The sequence below is a fragment of the Cronobacter sp. 153480017-3 genome (assembly GCF_053627815.1).
Map to the genome: position 1 here is coordinate 186,081 of NZ_JBSEYN010000001.1, position 16,930 is coordinate 203,010.

At 60.2% G+C, this 16,930-nt stretch carries 12 protein-coding genes and 1 pseudogene; 3 read left to right on the forward strand and 10 right to left on the reverse strand.

What is annotated here, in order from left to right:
- Nucleotides 1-5: 5 nt before the first annotated feature.
- The 10 genes from urtD to ACUW6V_RS00910 form a co-directional block, all read right to left on the reverse strand.
- On the reverse strand, nucleotides 6-803 hold the full coding sequence (gene urtD / locus ACUW6V_RS00865; protein ID WP_063265598.1) for an urea ABC transporter ATP-binding protein UrtD: 798 nt from the start codon (nucleotides 801-803) through the stop codon (nucleotides 6-8).
- On the reverse strand, nucleotides 803-1,876 hold the full coding sequence (gene urtC, locus ACUW6V_RS00870; protein WP_007900124.1) for an urea ABC transporter permease subunit UrtC: 1,074 nt from the start codon (nucleotides 1,874-1,876) through the stop codon (nucleotides 803-805). Before urtC ends, urtD begins: the two co-directional genes overlap by 1 nt.
- On the reverse strand, nucleotides 1,873-3,438 hold the full coding sequence (gene urtB / locus ACUW6V_RS00875) for an urea ABC transporter permease subunit UrtB (RefSeq protein WP_454037873.1): 1,566 nt from the start codon (nucleotides 3,436-3,438) through the stop codon (nucleotides 1,873-1,875). The genes urtC and urtB overlap by 4 nt, the downstream gene beginning before the upstream one ends.
- Before the next feature lie 183 nt (nucleotides 3,439-3,621).
- The gene (urtA, locus tag ACUW6V_RS00880; protein WP_012124719.1) at nucleotides 3,622-4,893 is read right to left on the reverse strand and encodes an urea ABC transporter substrate-binding protein; all 1,272 of its coding nucleotides are present in this window, start codon (nucleotides 4,891-4,893) and stop codon (nucleotides 3,622-3,624) included.
- Nucleotides 4,894-4,928: 35 nt separating this feature from the next.
- Nucleotides 4,929-5,630, reverse strand: coding sequence for a GntR family transcriptional regulator (locus ACUW6V_RS00885; protein ID WP_032989506.1), 702 nt, complete (start codon nucleotides 5,628-5,630; stop codon nucleotides 4,929-4,931).
- Nucleotides 5,631-5,804: 174 nt separating this feature from the next.
- Nucleotides 5,805-9,413, reverse strand: coding sequence for an urea carboxylase (uca, locus tag ACUW6V_RS00890; RefSeq protein ID WP_454037874.1), 3,609 nt, complete (start codon nucleotides 9,411-9,413; stop codon nucleotides 5,805-5,807).
- A gap of 10 nt (nucleotides 9,414-9,423) precedes the next feature.
- On the reverse strand, nucleotides 9,424-11,238 hold the full coding sequence (atzF, locus tag ACUW6V_RS00895; protein ID WP_454037875.1) for an allophanate hydrolase: 1,815 nt from the start codon (nucleotides 11,236-11,238) through the stop codon (nucleotides 9,424-9,426).
- 881 nt (nucleotides 11,239-12,119) lie between these two features.
- A complete protein-coding gene (locus ACUW6V_RS00900) occupies nucleotides 12,120-13,223 on the reverse strand; it encodes a cobalamin-independent methionine synthase II family protein (RefSeq protein WP_454037876.1) in 1,104 nt (367 codons plus the stop codon).
- Between the two features lie 209 nt (nucleotides 13,224-13,432).
- Nucleotides 13,433-14,206 (reverse strand): OBAP family protein, encoded by a 774-nt coding sequence (locus ACUW6V_RS00905; RefSeq protein WP_054624795.1) that lies wholly within the window; start codon nucleotides 14,204-14,206, stop codon nucleotides 13,433-13,435.
- A 113-nt stretch (nucleotides 14,207-14,319) separates the two neighbouring features.
- Nucleotides 14,320-14,490 (reverse strand): con-10 family general stress protein, encoded by a 171-nt coding sequence (locus ACUW6V_RS00910; RefSeq protein WP_004386224.1) that lies wholly within the window; start codon nucleotides 14,488-14,490, stop codon nucleotides 14,320-14,322.
- A 313-nt stretch (nucleotides 14,491-14,803) separates the two neighbouring features.
- On the opposite strand from ACUW6V_RS00910, the gene ACUW6V_RS00915 reads away from it, so the two are divergent.
- From ACUW6V_RS00915 to ACUW6V_RS00925, 3 genes and pseudogenes are all read left to right on the forward strand, one after another.
- Nucleotides 14,804-14,968, forward strand: a complete 165-nt coding sequence (locus tag ACUW6V_RS00915; RefSeq protein ID WP_004386223.1) for a hypothetical protein — start codon at nucleotides 14,804-14,806, stop codon at nucleotides 14,966-14,968.
- Nucleotides 14,969-15,048: 80 nt separating this feature from the next.
- Entirely contained in the window at nucleotides 15,049-15,960 is a 912-nt protein-coding gene (locus tag ACUW6V_RS00920) for a bestrophin family protein (protein WP_004386222.1), read from the forward strand.
- 163 nt (nucleotides 15,961-16,123) lie between these two features.
- Nucleotides 16,124-16,925: pseudogene (locus tag ACUW6V_RS00925) on the forward strand (MerR family transcriptional regulator).
- Nucleotides 16,926-16,930 lie beyond the last annotated feature (5 nt).

Below are 16,930 nucleotides of genomic sequence, written 5' to 3' on the forward strand. Positions count from 1 at the left end.
GCTCCTTAACGCCCGAGATAGACGTCGATCACCTGCTCGTTGGCCTGAACCTCGGCAAGCGAGCCTTCCGCCAGCACCTGGCCCTGATGCAGCACCGTCACTTTGTCGGCAATGGTCTCCACAAAGCCCATATCGTGCTCCACCACCATCAGAGAGTGTTTGCCCGCCAGCGCGCGAAACAGCTCGGCGGCGTAGTCGGTTTCCGCGTCGGTCATGCCCGCCGCAGGCTCGTCGAGCAGCAGCAGGTGCGGCTCCTGCATCAGCAGCATGCCGATTTCCAGAAACTGCTTCTGCCCGTGTGACAGCGCGCCAGCCTGGCGCTGGCGCTCTGCCCCTAAGCGCAGCGTTGTCAGCATCGCGTCGATACGGTCGGTCTGCTCGGCATTCAGCCGCGCGCGCAGCGTGCCGCGCACCGATTTATCGCCCTTTTGCGCGAGCTCCAGATTCTCAAACACCGTCAGCGCCTCAAACACCGTCGGCTTCTGGAATTTGCGCCCGATACCGCGCCGGGCGATTTCCACCGGTTCAAGGCGCGTCAGGTCGGTTTGCTGATCGTAAATCGCACGCCCGCTCTGGGGCCGGGTTTTGCCGGTAATGACATCCATCAGCGTGGTTTTGCCCGCGCCGTTGGGGCCGATAATGCAGCGCAGTTCGCCGACGCCGGTCGAGAGCGTCAGATCGGTGAGCGCCTGGAAGCCGTCAAAACTGACATTGATTTTCTCCAGTTGCAGCACCGGATCGGTCTCGGCGCGAAAGCGGTCGGTCTCATACTGCCGGGTATAGAGCGTATCCGTGGCGTGCATTATTTCTCTCCTCTGCGCAAAAGCCCCGCCACACCGCGCGGCAGAAACAGGGTGACCAGAATAAATATCAGCCCTAAAAAGAGCTGCCAGTACTCCGGCATCACCACGGTAAAGAGGCTTTTGGCCCCGTTCACCAGCAGCGCGCCGAACACCGGCCCCACCAGCGTGCCGCGCCCGCCGAGCGCCACCCAGATGGCGGCTTCAATGGAGTTGGTCGGCGACATTTCGCCGGGGTTAATGATGCCGACCTGCGGCACATAGAGCGCGCCTGCGAGACCGCACATCACGGCCGAAATCGTCCAGACCAGCAGCTTGAAGCCGCGCGGATCGTAGCCGCAGTACATCAGGCGGCTTTCCGCGTCGCGCACCGCCGTCAGCACCCGGCCAAATTTGCTGCGCGCGAGCCACAGCCCGACCGCCAGGCAGGCCAGCAACAAGGCAAGCGTGGCGATAAAAAGCGCGATGCGCGTGCCGGTCGCGGTGAGCGAAAACCCGAGCAGCGTGGTAAAGCCGGTAAAGCCGTTGTTGCCGCCAAAGCCGGTTTCATTGCGAAAAAAGAGCAACATCCCGGCAAAGGTCAGCGCCTGGGTAATGATGGAAAAATAGACGCCTTTGATTTTCGAGCGGAACGCAAAAAAGCCGAAAACCAGCGCCAGCAGCCCCGGCACCAGCACCACCAGCAGCAGCGCCCAGAGAAAATTCGACGTGCCCCACCAGTACCACGGCAGCTCGCTCCAGGAGAGAAACGACATAAACGCGGGCAGCCCGTCGCCCGCCGCCTGGCGCATGAGATACATGCCCATCGCGTAGCCGCCGAGCGCGAAGAAAATTCCGTGGCCGAGTGATAAAAGCCCGGCGTAGCCCCAGACCAGATCCAGCGCCACCGCGACAATCGCGTAGCAGAGGATTTTGCCCATTAATGTCAGCGTCCAGGTGGAGACCGCGAGCGGGTGGCTTGCGGGTAACAGCGTCAGAAACGGCAGCGCGAAGAGCGCCGCCAGCGCCAGCCCGCCTGCGATAACGCTCAGGCGCGGCGCATTTCGGACCAGCGTTAAAGTCACCGGCTGCGTCATTCCACGGCCCTCCCTTTGAGTGCGAACAGCCCCTGCGGGCGTTTCTGAATAAACAGGATAACCATCACCAGGATGGCGATTTTGCCAAGCACCGCGCCCACCTGCGGCTCGAGGATTTTATTAAAGATGCCCAGACCGAACGCCGCCGCCACACTCCCTGCGAGCTGACCAACGCCGCCCAGCACCACCACTAAAAACGAATCGATGATGTAGCCCTGACCGAGCTCCGGCCCGACGTTGCCAAGCTGTGAGAGCGCCACGCCGCCAAGCCCCGCAATACCGGAGCCAAGCCCGAAGGCCAGCATATCGACGCGCCCGGTCGGCACGCCACAGCAGGCGGCCATCGCGCGGTTTTGCGTCACCGCCCGCACGTTCATGCCAAGCCGCGTTTTATTGAGCACAAGCCAGGTGAAAAACAGCACCAGCAGCACAAAGCCCATCACCACCAGCCGGTTCCACGGCAGGATCAGGTTCGGCAGCACCTGAATGCCGCCGGAGAGCCAGGCCGGGTTCGCCACCTCGACGTTTTGTGCGCCAAACGCCATGCGCACCAGCTGGATAAGCATCAGGCTGATGCCCCAGGTGGCGAGCAGCGTCTCCAGCGGGCGGCCATACAGGTGGCGAATAATGGTGCGCTCAAGCGCCATCCCGGCGCAGGCCGTCACCAGAAACGCCACCGGCAGCGCCAGCAGTGGATAGAACGTCAGCCACTGCGGTGCAAATTCCGCCAGCGCGTTCTGCACGCACCAGGTGGCGTACGCGCCGAGCATCAGCATTTCGCCGTGGGCCATATTAATAACGCCAAGCAGGCCGTAGGTGATGGCAAGACCGAGCGCGGCCAGCAGCAGAATCGAGCCGAGCGACAGCCCCATAAACGCCTGGCCGAGCAGATCGCCCACCAGCAGGCGATGGTCAATTGCACGAACGCTTGCGGCTGCGGCCTCGCGCACCCGGGCGTCAGGCTCGCTGGCCGCGTCGGTAAAGGGCTGGAGCCGCGCGCGGGTTTGCGGATCGCCGGATTCGCCAAGCCGCGTGACGGCATTCAGGCGCACCGTCGCATCCGGGCTTGCCAGTTGCAGGCTGGCGAGCGCGGTGGCGAGCGCGTAGCGCACGGTGTCGTCTTTTTCAACGGCCAGGCGCTGCGTCAGTAAGGAGGCCATTTGCGGGTCGCCGTCGCGCTGTAAGGCGCGGACGGCCTCCAGGCGCTGCGTGACGTTGTCACTCACCAGGCGATGCGCGGCCAGCGCCGCGGCAGCCAGATTGCGCAGTCGATTGGTGAGCCGAAGCGGTTTTACCGCGCCTACCGGCGTGGCGACGCTACCAAGCGCGGTCAACCCTTCCGGACGCTGTGCGAACGGATGCTTTTGCGTATCAACGACCAGATTCTCCTGGCCGAGCGCGACCAGCAGCGGCAGACGGGCGGCGTCCGGCGCTGTCGCCCAGGTTTGCAGCAGCGTCGCCTGTGTGCTTCGGTTGGCGGCCGCAAAATCATCGGCGTCACCGGCGCGGGCGAGCCACGGCACCAGCAAGACGGCGACCATCAGCCAGCGGAATAATGTCATGGTTATCTCCTTTGCAACCGTTGTGGCTTGCAGGCGGTTATGGCGGGTGCGCGGTTACAGGGTTTTTACGGCGGGTGCGCTTCGCTTACCCGCCCTACAAAACACGTTTATTCCATGTAGGGCGGGTAAGCGAAGCGCACCCGCCACATTAACCGGCACAATTGCGTGGCCCGTGACCGCCCCTTAATTGCTGGCGGTTTTCACCGGCGTATCGGCTTTTTTGTCGTTCCCGGCGATATACGGGCTCCACGGCTGCGCGCGCACCGGGGCTTCGGTCTGCCACACCACGTTGAACTGGCCGTTGCCCTCGATTTCGCCAATCATCACCGGTTTATGCAGATGGTGATTGGTGTTATCCATCGTCAGCGTAAAGCCGGACGGTGCTTTGAACGATTGCCCGGCCATCGCCGCGCGCACCTTGTCGACATCCGTCGTGCCCGCCTTCTCTACCGCCTGCGCCCACATATGAATGCCGACATAGGTCGCTTCCATCGGATCGTTGGTCACGACGGTATCGGCGTTCGGCAGCTTGTGCGCTTTGGCGTAAGCGCGGTAATCGGCGACAAATTTTTTGTTTTCCGGGTTATCCACCGACTCGAAGTAGTTCCACGCGGCCAGGTTGCCCACCAGCGGTTTGGCGTCGATCCCGCGCAGTTCTTCTTCGCCCACCGAGAACGCCACCACCGGCACGTCGGTCGCCTTCAGCCCCTGGTTCGCCAGCTCTTTATAGAACGGCACGTTGGAATCGCCGTTAATGGTGGATACGACAGCCGTTTTACCGCCCGCGGAGAATTTTTTGATGTTAGCGACAATCGTCTGGTAGTCGCTGTAGCCAAACGGCGTATAGACCTCTTCAATGTTTTTATCCTGAACGCCTTTGGCGTGCAGGAACGCGCGCAGGATTTTATTGGTGGTACGCGGATAGACGTAATCGGTGCCGAGCAGGAAGAAGCGCTTCGCGCCGCCGCCGTCCTCGCTCATCAGGTATTCCACCGCCGGGATCGCCTGCTGGTTAGGCGCGGCGCCGGTGTAGAAAACGTTCGGCGACATCTCTTCGCCTTCGTACTGCACCGGGTAGAAGAGCAGCCCGTTGAGTTCTTCAAAGACCGGCAGCACCGATTTGCGCGATACCGATGTCCAGCAGCCGAAGACCACCGCGACTTTATCCTGGCTCAGCAACTGGCGGGCTTTCTCGGCGAACAGCGGCCAGTTGGAGGCCGGGTCGACCACCACCGGCTCCAGCTTTTTACCGAGAACGCCGCCTTTGGCGTTGATCTCATCGATAGTCATTAGCGCCACATCTTTGAGCGGCGTTTCCGATATCGCCATCGTGCCGGAGAGCGAGTGCATAATGCCCACTTTAATGGTGTCGGCGGCCTGGGCGCTGAACGCGAACCCCATGCTGATGACCGAGGCGGAAAGGGCGAAGGCTTTTAACAAAGTACGACGATGCATAAGGTCACTCCTGATAATGGATGCTGTGTGTACGGTTAATCTGACGCGCCACGCCGCGCCTGTTGCAGGGCGTGCAGCGTAATCTTGCGAACCTCTTTCTGGCTTTGAGCGATATGGTCGTGCAGTCGGGTCCGGGCCTCCTTCAGGTTGCGTTCAAAAATGGCGAGCAGGATCTGGCCGTGCTCGGCGTAGGTCGCGCTGACGCGTGACGCCTGGGTGAAATCCATGCGGCGCACGATGCGGATTTTTTCCGTGACCTCACGATGCACGCGCGCCATTTCCGGGTTGCCCGCGGTGGCAACAAGCGTCAGGTGGAATGCCTCATCATGCGGCGCGACATCGCTGCCGTCCGCGAGCGGCGGCGCGTCAATCCAGAATTCGCGCAGCTCACGCAGCGGCAACGGCGTGACGTGCGCCGGTAAGGCGCAGAGGCGCGCGACGGCTTCGGTTTCCAGCACGATGCGCAGATCGTAGAGCGCCTCCAGATGGTCGAAATCGATCGGCCGCACCTGCCAGCCGCTACGCGGCTGAACGTCGAGATAGCCTTCCTGTTCAAGCCGGTGCAGCGCCTGGCGTACCGGCGTGCGGCTTGCCCCCATGCGCGCGGCGACGTCGTTTTCGCTGAAGCGATCGCCCGGCAGCAGGCGGAAATCGAAGATCGCCTGTTTCATCAGCCGGTAGATGCGATCGCCCTGCGCCTCCGGTTGCGCCTCGCGGTGTCGGGCGGTAAGCGGCATAGCGCCTCCTTTTTGCGTCTGGTTTAACATGGCGGGTGCGCGTTGCTTACCCGCCCTACGGGCTTTCCGTGCATGGTTTAATGTGGCGGGTGCGCTGACGCTTACCCGCCCTACGGGGCGGCTTGCGTTGTAGGGCGGGTAAGCGTCAGCGCACCCGCCGTCCGACATGCCAGATCAGCCCAGCCACAAAAGGGCATCGCCCGGTGCCACAGGCCGCCCCTGCTGACAACGAATACGCGCCACCACGCCATCCACCGGCGCATGCACCATCAGCTCCATCTTCATGGCCTCCACCACGATAAGCGGCTCGCCCTGCTTCACCCGCTGGCCCGGCTCGACCAGAATCTTCCAGATGTTGCCGTTGAGATCGGCGCTCACCAGCTGCCCTTCGCTTTCGGCCTCATCTTCTGCCTGCGCCTCATGGGGGTCATCCTCCGGCTCCTGGGTATGCCAGTGCGCCACCTCGGCACTGAACGCAGCCTGCTGACGCTCGCGGAACGCGGCAATATCCTGCTCGTTAGCCGCTAAAAAGGCGCGATACGCCGCAAAATCAAACTCGCTCTCTTCAATACGGACAGACGCGCGGCCCTCGCGGAAAGCGTCGCGGAAATCATTCAGTTCGGCTTCGCTCACCGGGTAGAAGCGCACCTGATCGAAGAACTTCAGCAGCCACGGCTCCTCGCCGAACTGCGGGTTTTTGAGGAATTTGTTCCAGATGGGCAACGTGCGGCCCACCAGCTGGTAGCCGCCGGGCGAATCCATGCCGTAGATGCACATATACATCCCGCCGATGCCGACGGTGCCCTCGGCGGTCCACGTGCGCGCCGGGTTATATTTCGAACTGAGCAGGCGATGGCGCGGATCGACCGGCACCGCGCACGGCGCACCGAGATAGACATCCCCCAGCCCGAGGATCAGGTAGCTCGCGTCGAACATTACCTTTTTCACGTCGTCGCGGTGCGACAGCCCGTTCGCGCGGCAGATAAAATCGACGTTATTCGGCAGCCACGGTGCCTGAGCGCGCACGGTCTGCTGGTAACGCTCTACCGCCCCAAGCGTCGCGCTGTCTTCAAACGCCATCGGCAGCCAGACGATTCGCGAGGGGATCTTCAGCGACTCCACATCGCCAAGCTGTTTTTCAAGGCTCATCAGCAGCGTCAGCAAGGCGCGCTGTCCCAGACGCTGGCTGTCGTAACGTACCTGCAACGACCGCACGCCGGGTGAAAGCTCCTCCACGCCCTCGACGCCGCTCGAACGAATCGCCTTCATCAGCAGATGCACACGCAGTCGCAGCGCCAGATCCAGCACGTTGTCGCCATATTCGATGAGAATGTAGCTGTCGCCCGCCTGCCGCCACACAACGGCGGGCAGACCATTTTGCGCAGGCACTTCGGCTAAAATCGCCGCACTTCCGGTTATGCCGGGCAGCAGCGTCGGCGTCTCATCCGGGCGGGCCGTCACCGCGCGCAGATGGTTGCAGGCCACCTCCTGCGCCAGCTCCAGCGACTGCGCATGTTCGATGCTTACCGGATGAAAACGAATGCGATCGCCAGGCTTCACCTGACCGACTTTCCACAACTCCGCGCGGGCAATGGTGACCGGGCAGACAAAACCGCCGAGGCTCGGCCCGTCGCGGGTGAGGATCACCGGGAAGTCGCCGGTAAAGTTAATCGCCCCGATAGCGTATTCGCAGTCATGGACGTTAGACGGATGCAGCCCCGCCTCGCCGCCATCGGCGCGGCTCCACTCCGGCTTCGGGCCGACCAGCCGCACGCCGAGACGGTTGGAGTTGTAATGCACCTGCCATTCGGCGGCGAAGAAAGCGTCCATTGACGCGGGCGTAAAGAAGTCGGGCGCGCCGTGCGGCCCGTAGAGCACGCCGATATTCCAGACCTCGCCATAACGCGGGATAACCCCCGGCTCCGGCGTCCGGGGCGGCGAGATGGGCGCAGGCGTGGTGCAGGCGGCGAGCGCCGGGCGCGATATCGCCAGCACGTCGCCGGGGCGCAGCGTGCGGCCCGCATGGCCGCCGAACTGCCCGAGCGCGAAGGTGGAACGGCTGCCGAGATACTGCGGCACGTCGATGCCGTTACGCACCGCCAGATAACCGCGACAGCCTGTGCGGGCGCGGCCCAGCGTCAGCGTCTGTCCGGCGCGGACGGTAACCGGCTGCCAGCAGGCGACCGGTTCGCCATCGAGCTTTGCGTCGCAGTCCGCGCCGGTGAGCGCGAAGATAGCGTCGCTGTGAAAGCGCAGCGTCGGCCCCTGAAGCGTGAATTCAAGCCCGGCAGCCTCCGGCGCGTTACCGACGATACGGTTCGCCAGCCGGAAGGCGTAATCGTCCATCGGCCCGGACGGCGGCACGCCGATATCCCAGTAGCCCAGACGGCCCGGATAATCCTGCACGCTGCTCCAGGTGCCCGGCTCCAGCACTTCGATGGCGTGCGCGTGGTAGCTCACTTCATCCAGCAGGCGCGTCCACATGGTGGCGTTTTCAAACGCCTCCAGACGGATAATCTGGCGCAGATAATCCAGGTTAGTGGCGATGCCGTGCAGGCGCGTGGCGTCGAGCGCCTGGCGTAGCTTCGACAGCGCCTGCGGGCGGTCGTCGCCGTAAACGATGATTTTGGCGATCATCGGATCGTAAAACGCGCTGACTTCCGCACCGGTGCTGACCCAGCCATCGACGCGCACGCCGTCAGGGAAATGCACGTCGGTAAGCTGCCCCGGCGACGGCTGAAAGTTTTTCAGCGGATCTTCGGCATAGAGACGCACCTCTATCGACGCGCCCTGCGGCGCTTTTGCGAGCCGCGCCCTGTCCAGCGGCTCGCCCGCGGCCACATTAATCATGCACTCGATAAGATCGAGCCCCGTCACGGCCTCAGTTACCGGGTGCTCCACCTGAAGGCGGGTGTTGACCTCCAGAAACCAGAAACGATCGCTCCCGGCGTCGTAGATAAACTCCACGGTGCCCGCGCTGCGATAATTGACCGATTTGCCGAGCGCCACCGCGGCGGCGTGCAGGGCCTCGCGGGTCGCCTGCGGCAGACCCGGCGCGGGCGTCTCTTCCACCACTTTCTGGTTGCGGCGCTGGAGCGAACAGTCGCGCTCGCCGAGCGCCGCCACGTAGCCTTTGCCATCGCCCAGGATCTGCACTTCCAGGTGACGCGCGCGGCTGATGAATTTCTCAATAAACACGCCGTCATCGCTGAAAAACTGGAGGCCCTGGCGTCTGACGCTCTCCCAGGCCTGCGCCAGCGAAGGCGCGTCGTCGCAGCGCGTGAGCCCGATGCCGCCGCCGCCCGCCGTGGTTTTCAGCATCACCGGGTAGCCAATGTCTTCGGCCGCCAGGGTTGCCTCCTCAAGCGAGCGCAGCAGCCCGCTGCCCGGCGTCATCGGCACGCCCGCCTGTGCCGCCAGCGCGCGGGCGCGGTGTTTCAGGCCAAAATCGCCAATCTGCTGCGGCGTCGGGCCGATGAATACCAGGCCCGCGGCTTCGCACGCCGCTGCGAATTCGGCACGCTCGGAAAGAAAACCGTAGCCGGGGAAAATCGCCTGCGCCCCACTCGCTTTCGCCGCTGCGAGAATTTTATCGACGTTAAGATAGGTGTCGCGCGCCGCGTCGCCGTCGAGCGCGATGGCGATATCGGCATCGAGCACATGCTGCGCGTTACGATCCGGCGTTGAGTAGACCGCGACGCTCGCGATGCCCATTTTCTTCAGGGTACGAATGGCGCGACAGGCGATCTCGCCGCGGTTGGCGATAAGCACTTTACTGAACATGATTTTCTCCTCAGGCGCTCTGGTGGCGGGCAAGCCAGGCTTTCCAGCCGCCCCATTCGGTGATGTCAGTGGCGCTCCCGAGCGCCTGCGGTTCGCAGATAAAGCCTTTTACCGCGCGGCCATCGGCGAGCGTCAGCGTGCCGATACCGAGCGGCGGCGGGATCTCCGCAACAAACTCCCCAAAGCGCGCGAGCGGGATATCCCACAGCTCCACCACGATGGGCTGCCCGCTGTCTGCACGCGCAAGCCCGGGCTTCGGCGGCGTGGTGTTGGCGAGCGCATAAAGGCGATAGTCCGCCGCCGTGGTGGTCTCTTCGATAAACACCGCGTCGCGGGTGGTGAGCTGGTGGTTGAGCGGCATGCCGCGCAGGTGCGCGCCGACGACCGCGAGGCGCACGTGGTGCGGCGATGGCGCGAACGGTTCGGCCGCGGGCAGCGCTTTATTCGTTGCGCCGAGCGGCAGCGGCACCGCCTGCTGCCAGAGCGCGCCGAAGTGCGCCAGCGCCGCGTCATGCCAGGCGGGCGCGATAAGCGTAATGCCAGCCGGCAGGCCGTCGTCACGGAAATCGCCGGGCAGCGCCAGCGCGCAGAGATCCGCCAGGTTAGTGAAATTGGTGTAGTAGCCGAAGTGCGAGTTGTAGCGCACCGGCTCTGCTTTCATTTCATCAAGCGTATGAATGGTGGGCGATGTTGGCACCACCAGCGCGTCTACGGTCTCCAGCACCTGCGCAATCTGGCGCGCGAGCGCGGCGCGGGTATATTCCGCCTGCCAGGCGTCGCAGGCCGTGTATTTCAGGCCGCCTTCCACAATACCGCGCACGGTCGGGTCCATAACGCCCGCTGGCTCATTGAGCATCTCGCCCACCGCGACGGTGCGCTCGGCGACCCAGGCGCCCTGATAGAGCTGCTCCGCAAGCGTGCGAAACGGCGTGAAATCGACCGGCACCAGCGTCGCGCCGAGCGCTTTGAGGCGTGCCAGGCTCTGGCGGTACGCCGCCTCGCTGTGGGTATCGCCATAAAATTCGGGCGCGTCAGGCACCGCAAAACGGGGTTGTGCGGGCAGTCGTGCGGGCGCGGTGCGCGGGTTGGCGCGCGAGTATGCGTCAGCGGCGTCATAACCGCCCGCGAGGCTCGCCACCTGGAAAGCATCGGCGGCGCTTAACGCGAAGACCGACACGCAGTCGTTCAGGCGGCACGCGGGCATCACGCCACGGTTTGACAGCCAGCCTTTGGTGGGCTTGAGGCCGACAATGTTGTTGAACCCGGCCGGGACGCGCCCGGAGCCTGCGGTGTCGGTGCCGAGCGCGAAAGCGACCAGCCCGCGCGCCACCGTGGACGCCGAACCGGCGCTGGAGCCGCCGCTGACATAGGCCGGGTTAAAGGTGTTCGGCACCGCGCCGTAGGGCGAGCGGGTGCCGACCAGCCCTGTCGCGAACTGATCCAGATTGGTTTTGCCAAGCACGATAGCGCCTGCGGCTTTGAGTTTCGCCACAACGGTGGCGTCTTCTTGCGGGGTATACGCAAACGCCGGACAGGCGGCCGTTGTGGGCAACCCGGCAACGTCAATATTGTCTTTCACCGCGAACGGCACGCCGAAGAGCGGAAAATCCGCAAGGCTTTTGCCCTCGTTGATGGCCACCAGTAACGGCGCGATTTGAGCTTCAAGATGCGACGGGCTGGCGCGGGTTATCCACGCCGGATCGCTATTTTCTTCATTCGTAAAAGCGGCGGAATAAATTTCCGTAATGCGCGTCGGATCGTCCTGATATTCCCTGCGCCACTCAGCAAGCGTCAAAGGCGTAAACAGCGGTGAACTCTGTGACATAACTGGCATCCCATCTGGTATACAAGATGGGAGTTATTTAGCAAAGGGAATGCCAGTTTTTAAAATCATCCACATTTCAATGAATTAAGAATTAAATTTCAAAATAATTTCTATTTAATCTTTAAAATCCCCTCCTTCAGATAATACGTGGTTTCGTTATGGTGCAGCGGTGCGACATTAATGTGCAATGCGCCGATAAAATAAATAAAGATTATGGTTAACGTGGCGGGAATACATTTTTGCGATGGTTAAGAAGATTTTGTGTCAGGGTGTTCGCAATATAAATGGTGGGTGCGCTGCGCTTACCCACCCTACGATGAGGGTGGCGTTTTGTAGGGCGAGTAAGCGACGCGCACCCGCCATGCGATAAAGGTGGCGTTTTGTAGGGCGGATAAGCAAAGCGCACCCGCCATGCGATGAGGGTGGCGTTTTGTAGGGCGGGTAAGCAAAGCGCACCCGCCTTTCAAAATAAACCGAGGGTAAAGAGGTTGGTTTTGCTCCGGCTAAAAAAAATCGGCCCCTGAGGGCCGATTTCCGCCGGGAGCCGGGATTGCAAAGGGGGCGGCGGCGAGCCCCCTTTGCACGTTCGCATGAGGGCAGCGCCCATATAAGGGTCACGTTCTGGCGAACGGAACCTGTTCACCGGTCTTGCATATCGCCTCGCCCCGGCTGAGGGTAAAAAACAAAGGTGGGTGCGCTGCGCTTACCCACCCTACAAACCCTACAGCACCACCCGCAAAGTGGGTGCGCTACGCTTACCCACCCTACAAACCACACAGCGCCACCCGCAAGGTGGGTGCGCTGCGCCTACCCACCCTACAAATCACACTGCCCACTCGTAGGGCGGGTAAGCATCGCGCACCCGCCGTTCAAAACCCGCCTTACCACACTTCGCTGGCGACACTCGTCACCAGGCGCACTTTTTCCCACTGCTCGGCAGGCGTAATGCTGTTGCCCTCTTCGGTCGAGGCGAAACCGCACTGCGGGCTTAAGCAGATCTGATTGATATCCACATATTTCGCCGCTTCTTCCAGACGCGCTTTAATCAGCTCCGGGTTCTCCAGCTCGCCGTTCTTGGTGGTAATCAGCCCCAGCACCACCTGCTGTTTACCCGGACGGATAAAGCGCAGCGGCGCGAAATCGCCGGAGCGGTCGTTGTCATATTCCAGGAAAAACGCATCGACATTCACGGTGCCAAACAGCACTTCGGCCACCGGTTCATAGCCGCCTTCGGCAATCCAGCTTGAGCGGAAATTCCCGCGGCAGACATGCAGCCCGATGGTTAAATCCTCCGGTTTGCCCTCCAGCGCCTGGTTCAGCACACGGGCATAAATGCGCGCCAGTTCGTCCGGATCGTCGCCGCGCTCGCGGATTTGACGGCGCTGCTCATCAGAGCACAGATACGCCCAGACGGTGTCATCCAGTTGCAGGTAACGGCAGCCCGCGTAGTAAAAGGCGCGGATGGCGTCACGCCAGGTGGTGGCGAGATCGTCGAAGTAGTCTTTCAGATCCGGGTAGACGTTACGGTCGATGGCCGCCGCGCCGCCGCGAAAATGCAGCACGCTCGGGCTTGGAATGGTCATTTTCGGCTCGGCGTTGCCGCTGACGCTTTTCAGGAAGCGGAAATCTTCCAGCATCGGGTGATCGCCAAACGCCACTTTACCGGTGACGCGCACGCTCTGCGCTTTGGTCTGGATGCCGTTGAACTGGATGCCCTGATTCACTTCCACCAGCTCCACGCCCTGCAGCGCGCCGAAGAAATCGAGATGCCACCAGGCGCGGCGAAATTCGCCGTCGGTTACCACATGCAGGCCGCAGGCGCACTGCTGCTCAACGGCGTGACGAATCGCGTCGTCTTCGATCTTACGCAGGTGCGCGGCGTCTATCTCCCCTGCCGCAAACTGCTGGCGGGCCTGCTTAATGGCATCCGGGCGTAAAAAGCTGCCGACGATATCGGCGCGAAACGGGGCGTGTTGACGCTGCATAGTGTTCTCCTCGTAGCCTGCCGCGATGGTCACGTCAGGTGATAGTTCAATAATTGAATTTTTAGCCATCTGGATGTCTATATGTCCAGAGAATGACATTACCCTGCGCGTCAGGCAAACGAGGAAATTTCATGGGTGTTGAAAAATATTCATGTAGCAGATAAAAGAATCCCCACCGAAGTGGGGAAAACGAAAGGCACAAACAGGGGTTATTTTTTCTCAGACGAAGCGCTGCTGTCCACTACGCCAGGAATATCTTTGATATCGCCTTTAAACTGCCCTTTCAGGGCATCGACGCCGCTTTGCGGCTTCGCGAATTTTTCAAGATCGGCGCGCGAGCGGCGGATTTCGTCAGTGTTGACGCCAAGCTTTTTGTCGCGCTCGCTGACAAGCTCAGGCTTCGCCTCGCCGTCGCGGTTAAATGACCAGGCAAGCATCGGCGGCCCAAGCGGCAACGCATCGCCTTTATCACCCGGCCCGCCGGTATGCCAGACATGCCAGGTTTTCCCGTAGCTGTTCATTTTATCCTGCATCAGTCGGTGCTCAGCTGGCTCCGGGATACCCGGCGCGATAAGCTGCCCGCTAAGGATTTCGCCATTGTGCGGATGCCAGTACTGTTTTTCCTGCGCCGGCAGTTGATTAAACAGTTTTTCGGAAATGATATATTCCAGGCCATTCATCCTGGCCTCTTTGGTATTTCCGTCAAATAAGACGCACTGGGCAAAATCCTGATTGACCTGATGGCAATAGTGGTGCGCTTCCATCTGTTTTTCGGGGATCTCTTTCATCGGATGAAAGCCCACCAGATAAATATCAAATCCTTTTAACGGAGCGTTGCTTTGTAATACGGCCGCACCGGTTTCCAGTAACCTGGTCGTCGTGCTTTTATCAGCACCCGGCGGTGTGGCGTTTTGCGCCTGCGCTAAAAAAGCGAGGGAAAGAAGCGGAAGCAACGTTATTTTTACTGCGCGTTGTAATTTCATAAGGTCATTAAACAAATAAAAGGTATTTACGTCATGCGCTAAACGACCTCCGGTATGAGCATTGACCCATACCGGAGGGACGTTATGCCGGGCGCATGCGGCCCGCCAGCCCGTCAGGAAGACGAACGGCTGCTGCTTTTACCGCCTTTACGGCCAGCTTCTGCGGCACGCTCGCGGTCATTTTTAAAATTTCCGCCGCTATTCTGGCCGCCTTTACGACCGGCTTCAGAAGCGCGTTCACGATCCTCAGCAAAATTACCTGAACCACCACGATGTTGAGCCATAATATTCTCCTCGGATAAGCAGAGATAATTTAAACCGCGTTCTCACCATGCGAACGCAGCAGTAACTATAGGCACGCTTCTCCGTTTCGCAAGTCACATTAGCCGCAATCAACTATTTTAACGCTGCGCTTGTACGAATATATTTTACAGGGTGTGTTTATCTGCTGAATACCAAAGGGTTTTATCGTCTTGCGCTCTCGCTTAATAAGAAAATTCTTAAAAGAAAGCGTTAATTATTTCCGGGTCGCAGTCAGGTCTATTATTTATCTGCGAAGTGTCGTTCGTTGATTTAATTTCCGCCGAGGAGTGATTAATGAAACAGAAATGGTACTGCTGCCCCTCCATGAAGTTAAAAGACCGTTTTATGGTGCTGATTATGGGACAAGACGTGTTTCTGCTGTTCCGCAAAGGCGGTTCGCTGAGAAAGTCCCGCGACTGGCTGGCGCGTGCAAAGGCGAAATTTATTCCTTTAGGGTAAGACACTGCGTTTTTCTGGTTGCAGACAAAAGCGCTATCTCGTTTAATAAGTAGCGCTTTTGTTAACCCCTTGTGAGTATCATGATTGTTCGTCCCCCTCAGCACTGGTTTGCCCGACTCTTTGTCTGGCATGGTTCCGTATTAGCCAAAATATCCACGCGTCTACTCCTTAATTTCCTGCTCTCCGTGACGGTTATTTTCTTTTTACCGTGGTATGAGGCGCTCGGAATAAAACTGACCACCGCCCCTTTTAGTATTCTGGGGGTGGCGATTGCGATTTTTCTTGGATTTCGAAATAGCACCTGTTTTGCCCGTTTTAATGAAGCGCGCCTGATTTGGGGGCAACTGGTTATCCACTGCCGTTCACTGCTGCGCACCGCCCGCACATTGCTGCCGGATAACGCACAGGAGTTGCATCATCTGGTGAATCTGGAAGTGGCGTTTTGCCACTGCCTGCGCCTGACGCTGCGCCGCAGGAAGCTCGACAATGTGCTTGACCGCTATCTCACCCGCAGTGAAATGGCGCGCGTAATGAACAGCAATTCACCTTGTAATACGATTTTACTTATTATGGGTGAGTGGCTTGCCGCGCGGCGCAACGGGCTGTCCGATATTCTCTTTCAGACGCTCGATCAGCATATTAATCAGCTTGCGGCAGTACTGGCGGGCTGCGAGCGCATCGCCAATACGCCGCCGCCGTTCGCCTATTCGCTGATGCTGCACCGCACGGTTTATTGCTTCTGTATTATGCTGCCGTTCGCGCTGGTGACTGACCTGCATTTTATGACGCCCTTTGTGTCCGTGTTTATTTCGTACACGTTTATTGCGCTCGATACGCTGGCCGAAGAGCTGGAAGACCCTTTCGGCACCGAAGATAACGATCTGCCGCTGGACGCGCTTTGCAATAATATTGAAATAGACTTACGTGAAATGAACGAAGAGGCACAAAAACCGGCTAAATTATTGCCGAACCGGCATTATCAGCTTACCTAATGTATATTCATATTCACGACAAATATTGAATAATGCACCGTTAATGATTAGCAGGGTGGACGAAGTGTGTTAGCGTAAACCCTGTTCTCTTCTTCCCTTCGTTTCTCTTGAAAGGGCCATTCCTCTCCTGTTTTGTATTGCAGCCTGGCATTAAGGAATCGCCATGTCTCATTTCACGATCGAAATGCTCTCCGATCAGTGCGGAGTCAGCATGCCTAATTTACGCGCGTGGCAGCGGTCAGGATTACTCCAGCCCGTGCGCGACGACAGCGGCAGACGCTATTTTGACTACAGCCATTTGATGCGCATTCACGCCATCCTGAAATGGCTCGATCGCGGCCTACCGCTTAATGAAATCGCCCGTATTCTTAAGGGTGAACAGACGACCCAGATCAGCCAGTGGGAAGTATGGCAGGAGCAGTTGCTCGCCACGCTTGAGAAAACGAGCCTTGAAAAGGGCCGCGCGCTGCTGCTTAAAATGGGCCGCGAGTTGCCCGCCGGGATGCTGCTGGATAAGGTCGTGCTGCCACTCCGTCTGTGGCTGGGGCACGGGCACGCCAGCGCAACTGACGCGCCGCGCGCGCTTCGACACGCTGATTATCGAATACGCCACCTTTCTGATGCAGACGCTGCGTAAGCGTCCGGCGTCCGGGCTGGTCGTGATAGCGATGAACAGTCACGATCCGCTGAGCGTCTGGCTGGAAGCGATTCGCTTTTCCGGTGAAGGCTTTCGCATTGATGTGCTGCAGCAGCCCGTGCCGCTGCCCGATCTCACGCAGTTCGCCGCCGATCACTATCTGATTTACAGCGATGTGCCGTTAACGCCCGCCCAGCTTGCGCTCTGGCAGCAGTGGCAGCTTGACGGAATGCCGCTATTCAGCGCTGGCGCTGGTTTCGCAACGCCGCCTGAGCTACCGGACGCCGCCAACCTCCCCGACGCGCCGCTCTGCGAAAACGCTCAGTAAGCGCT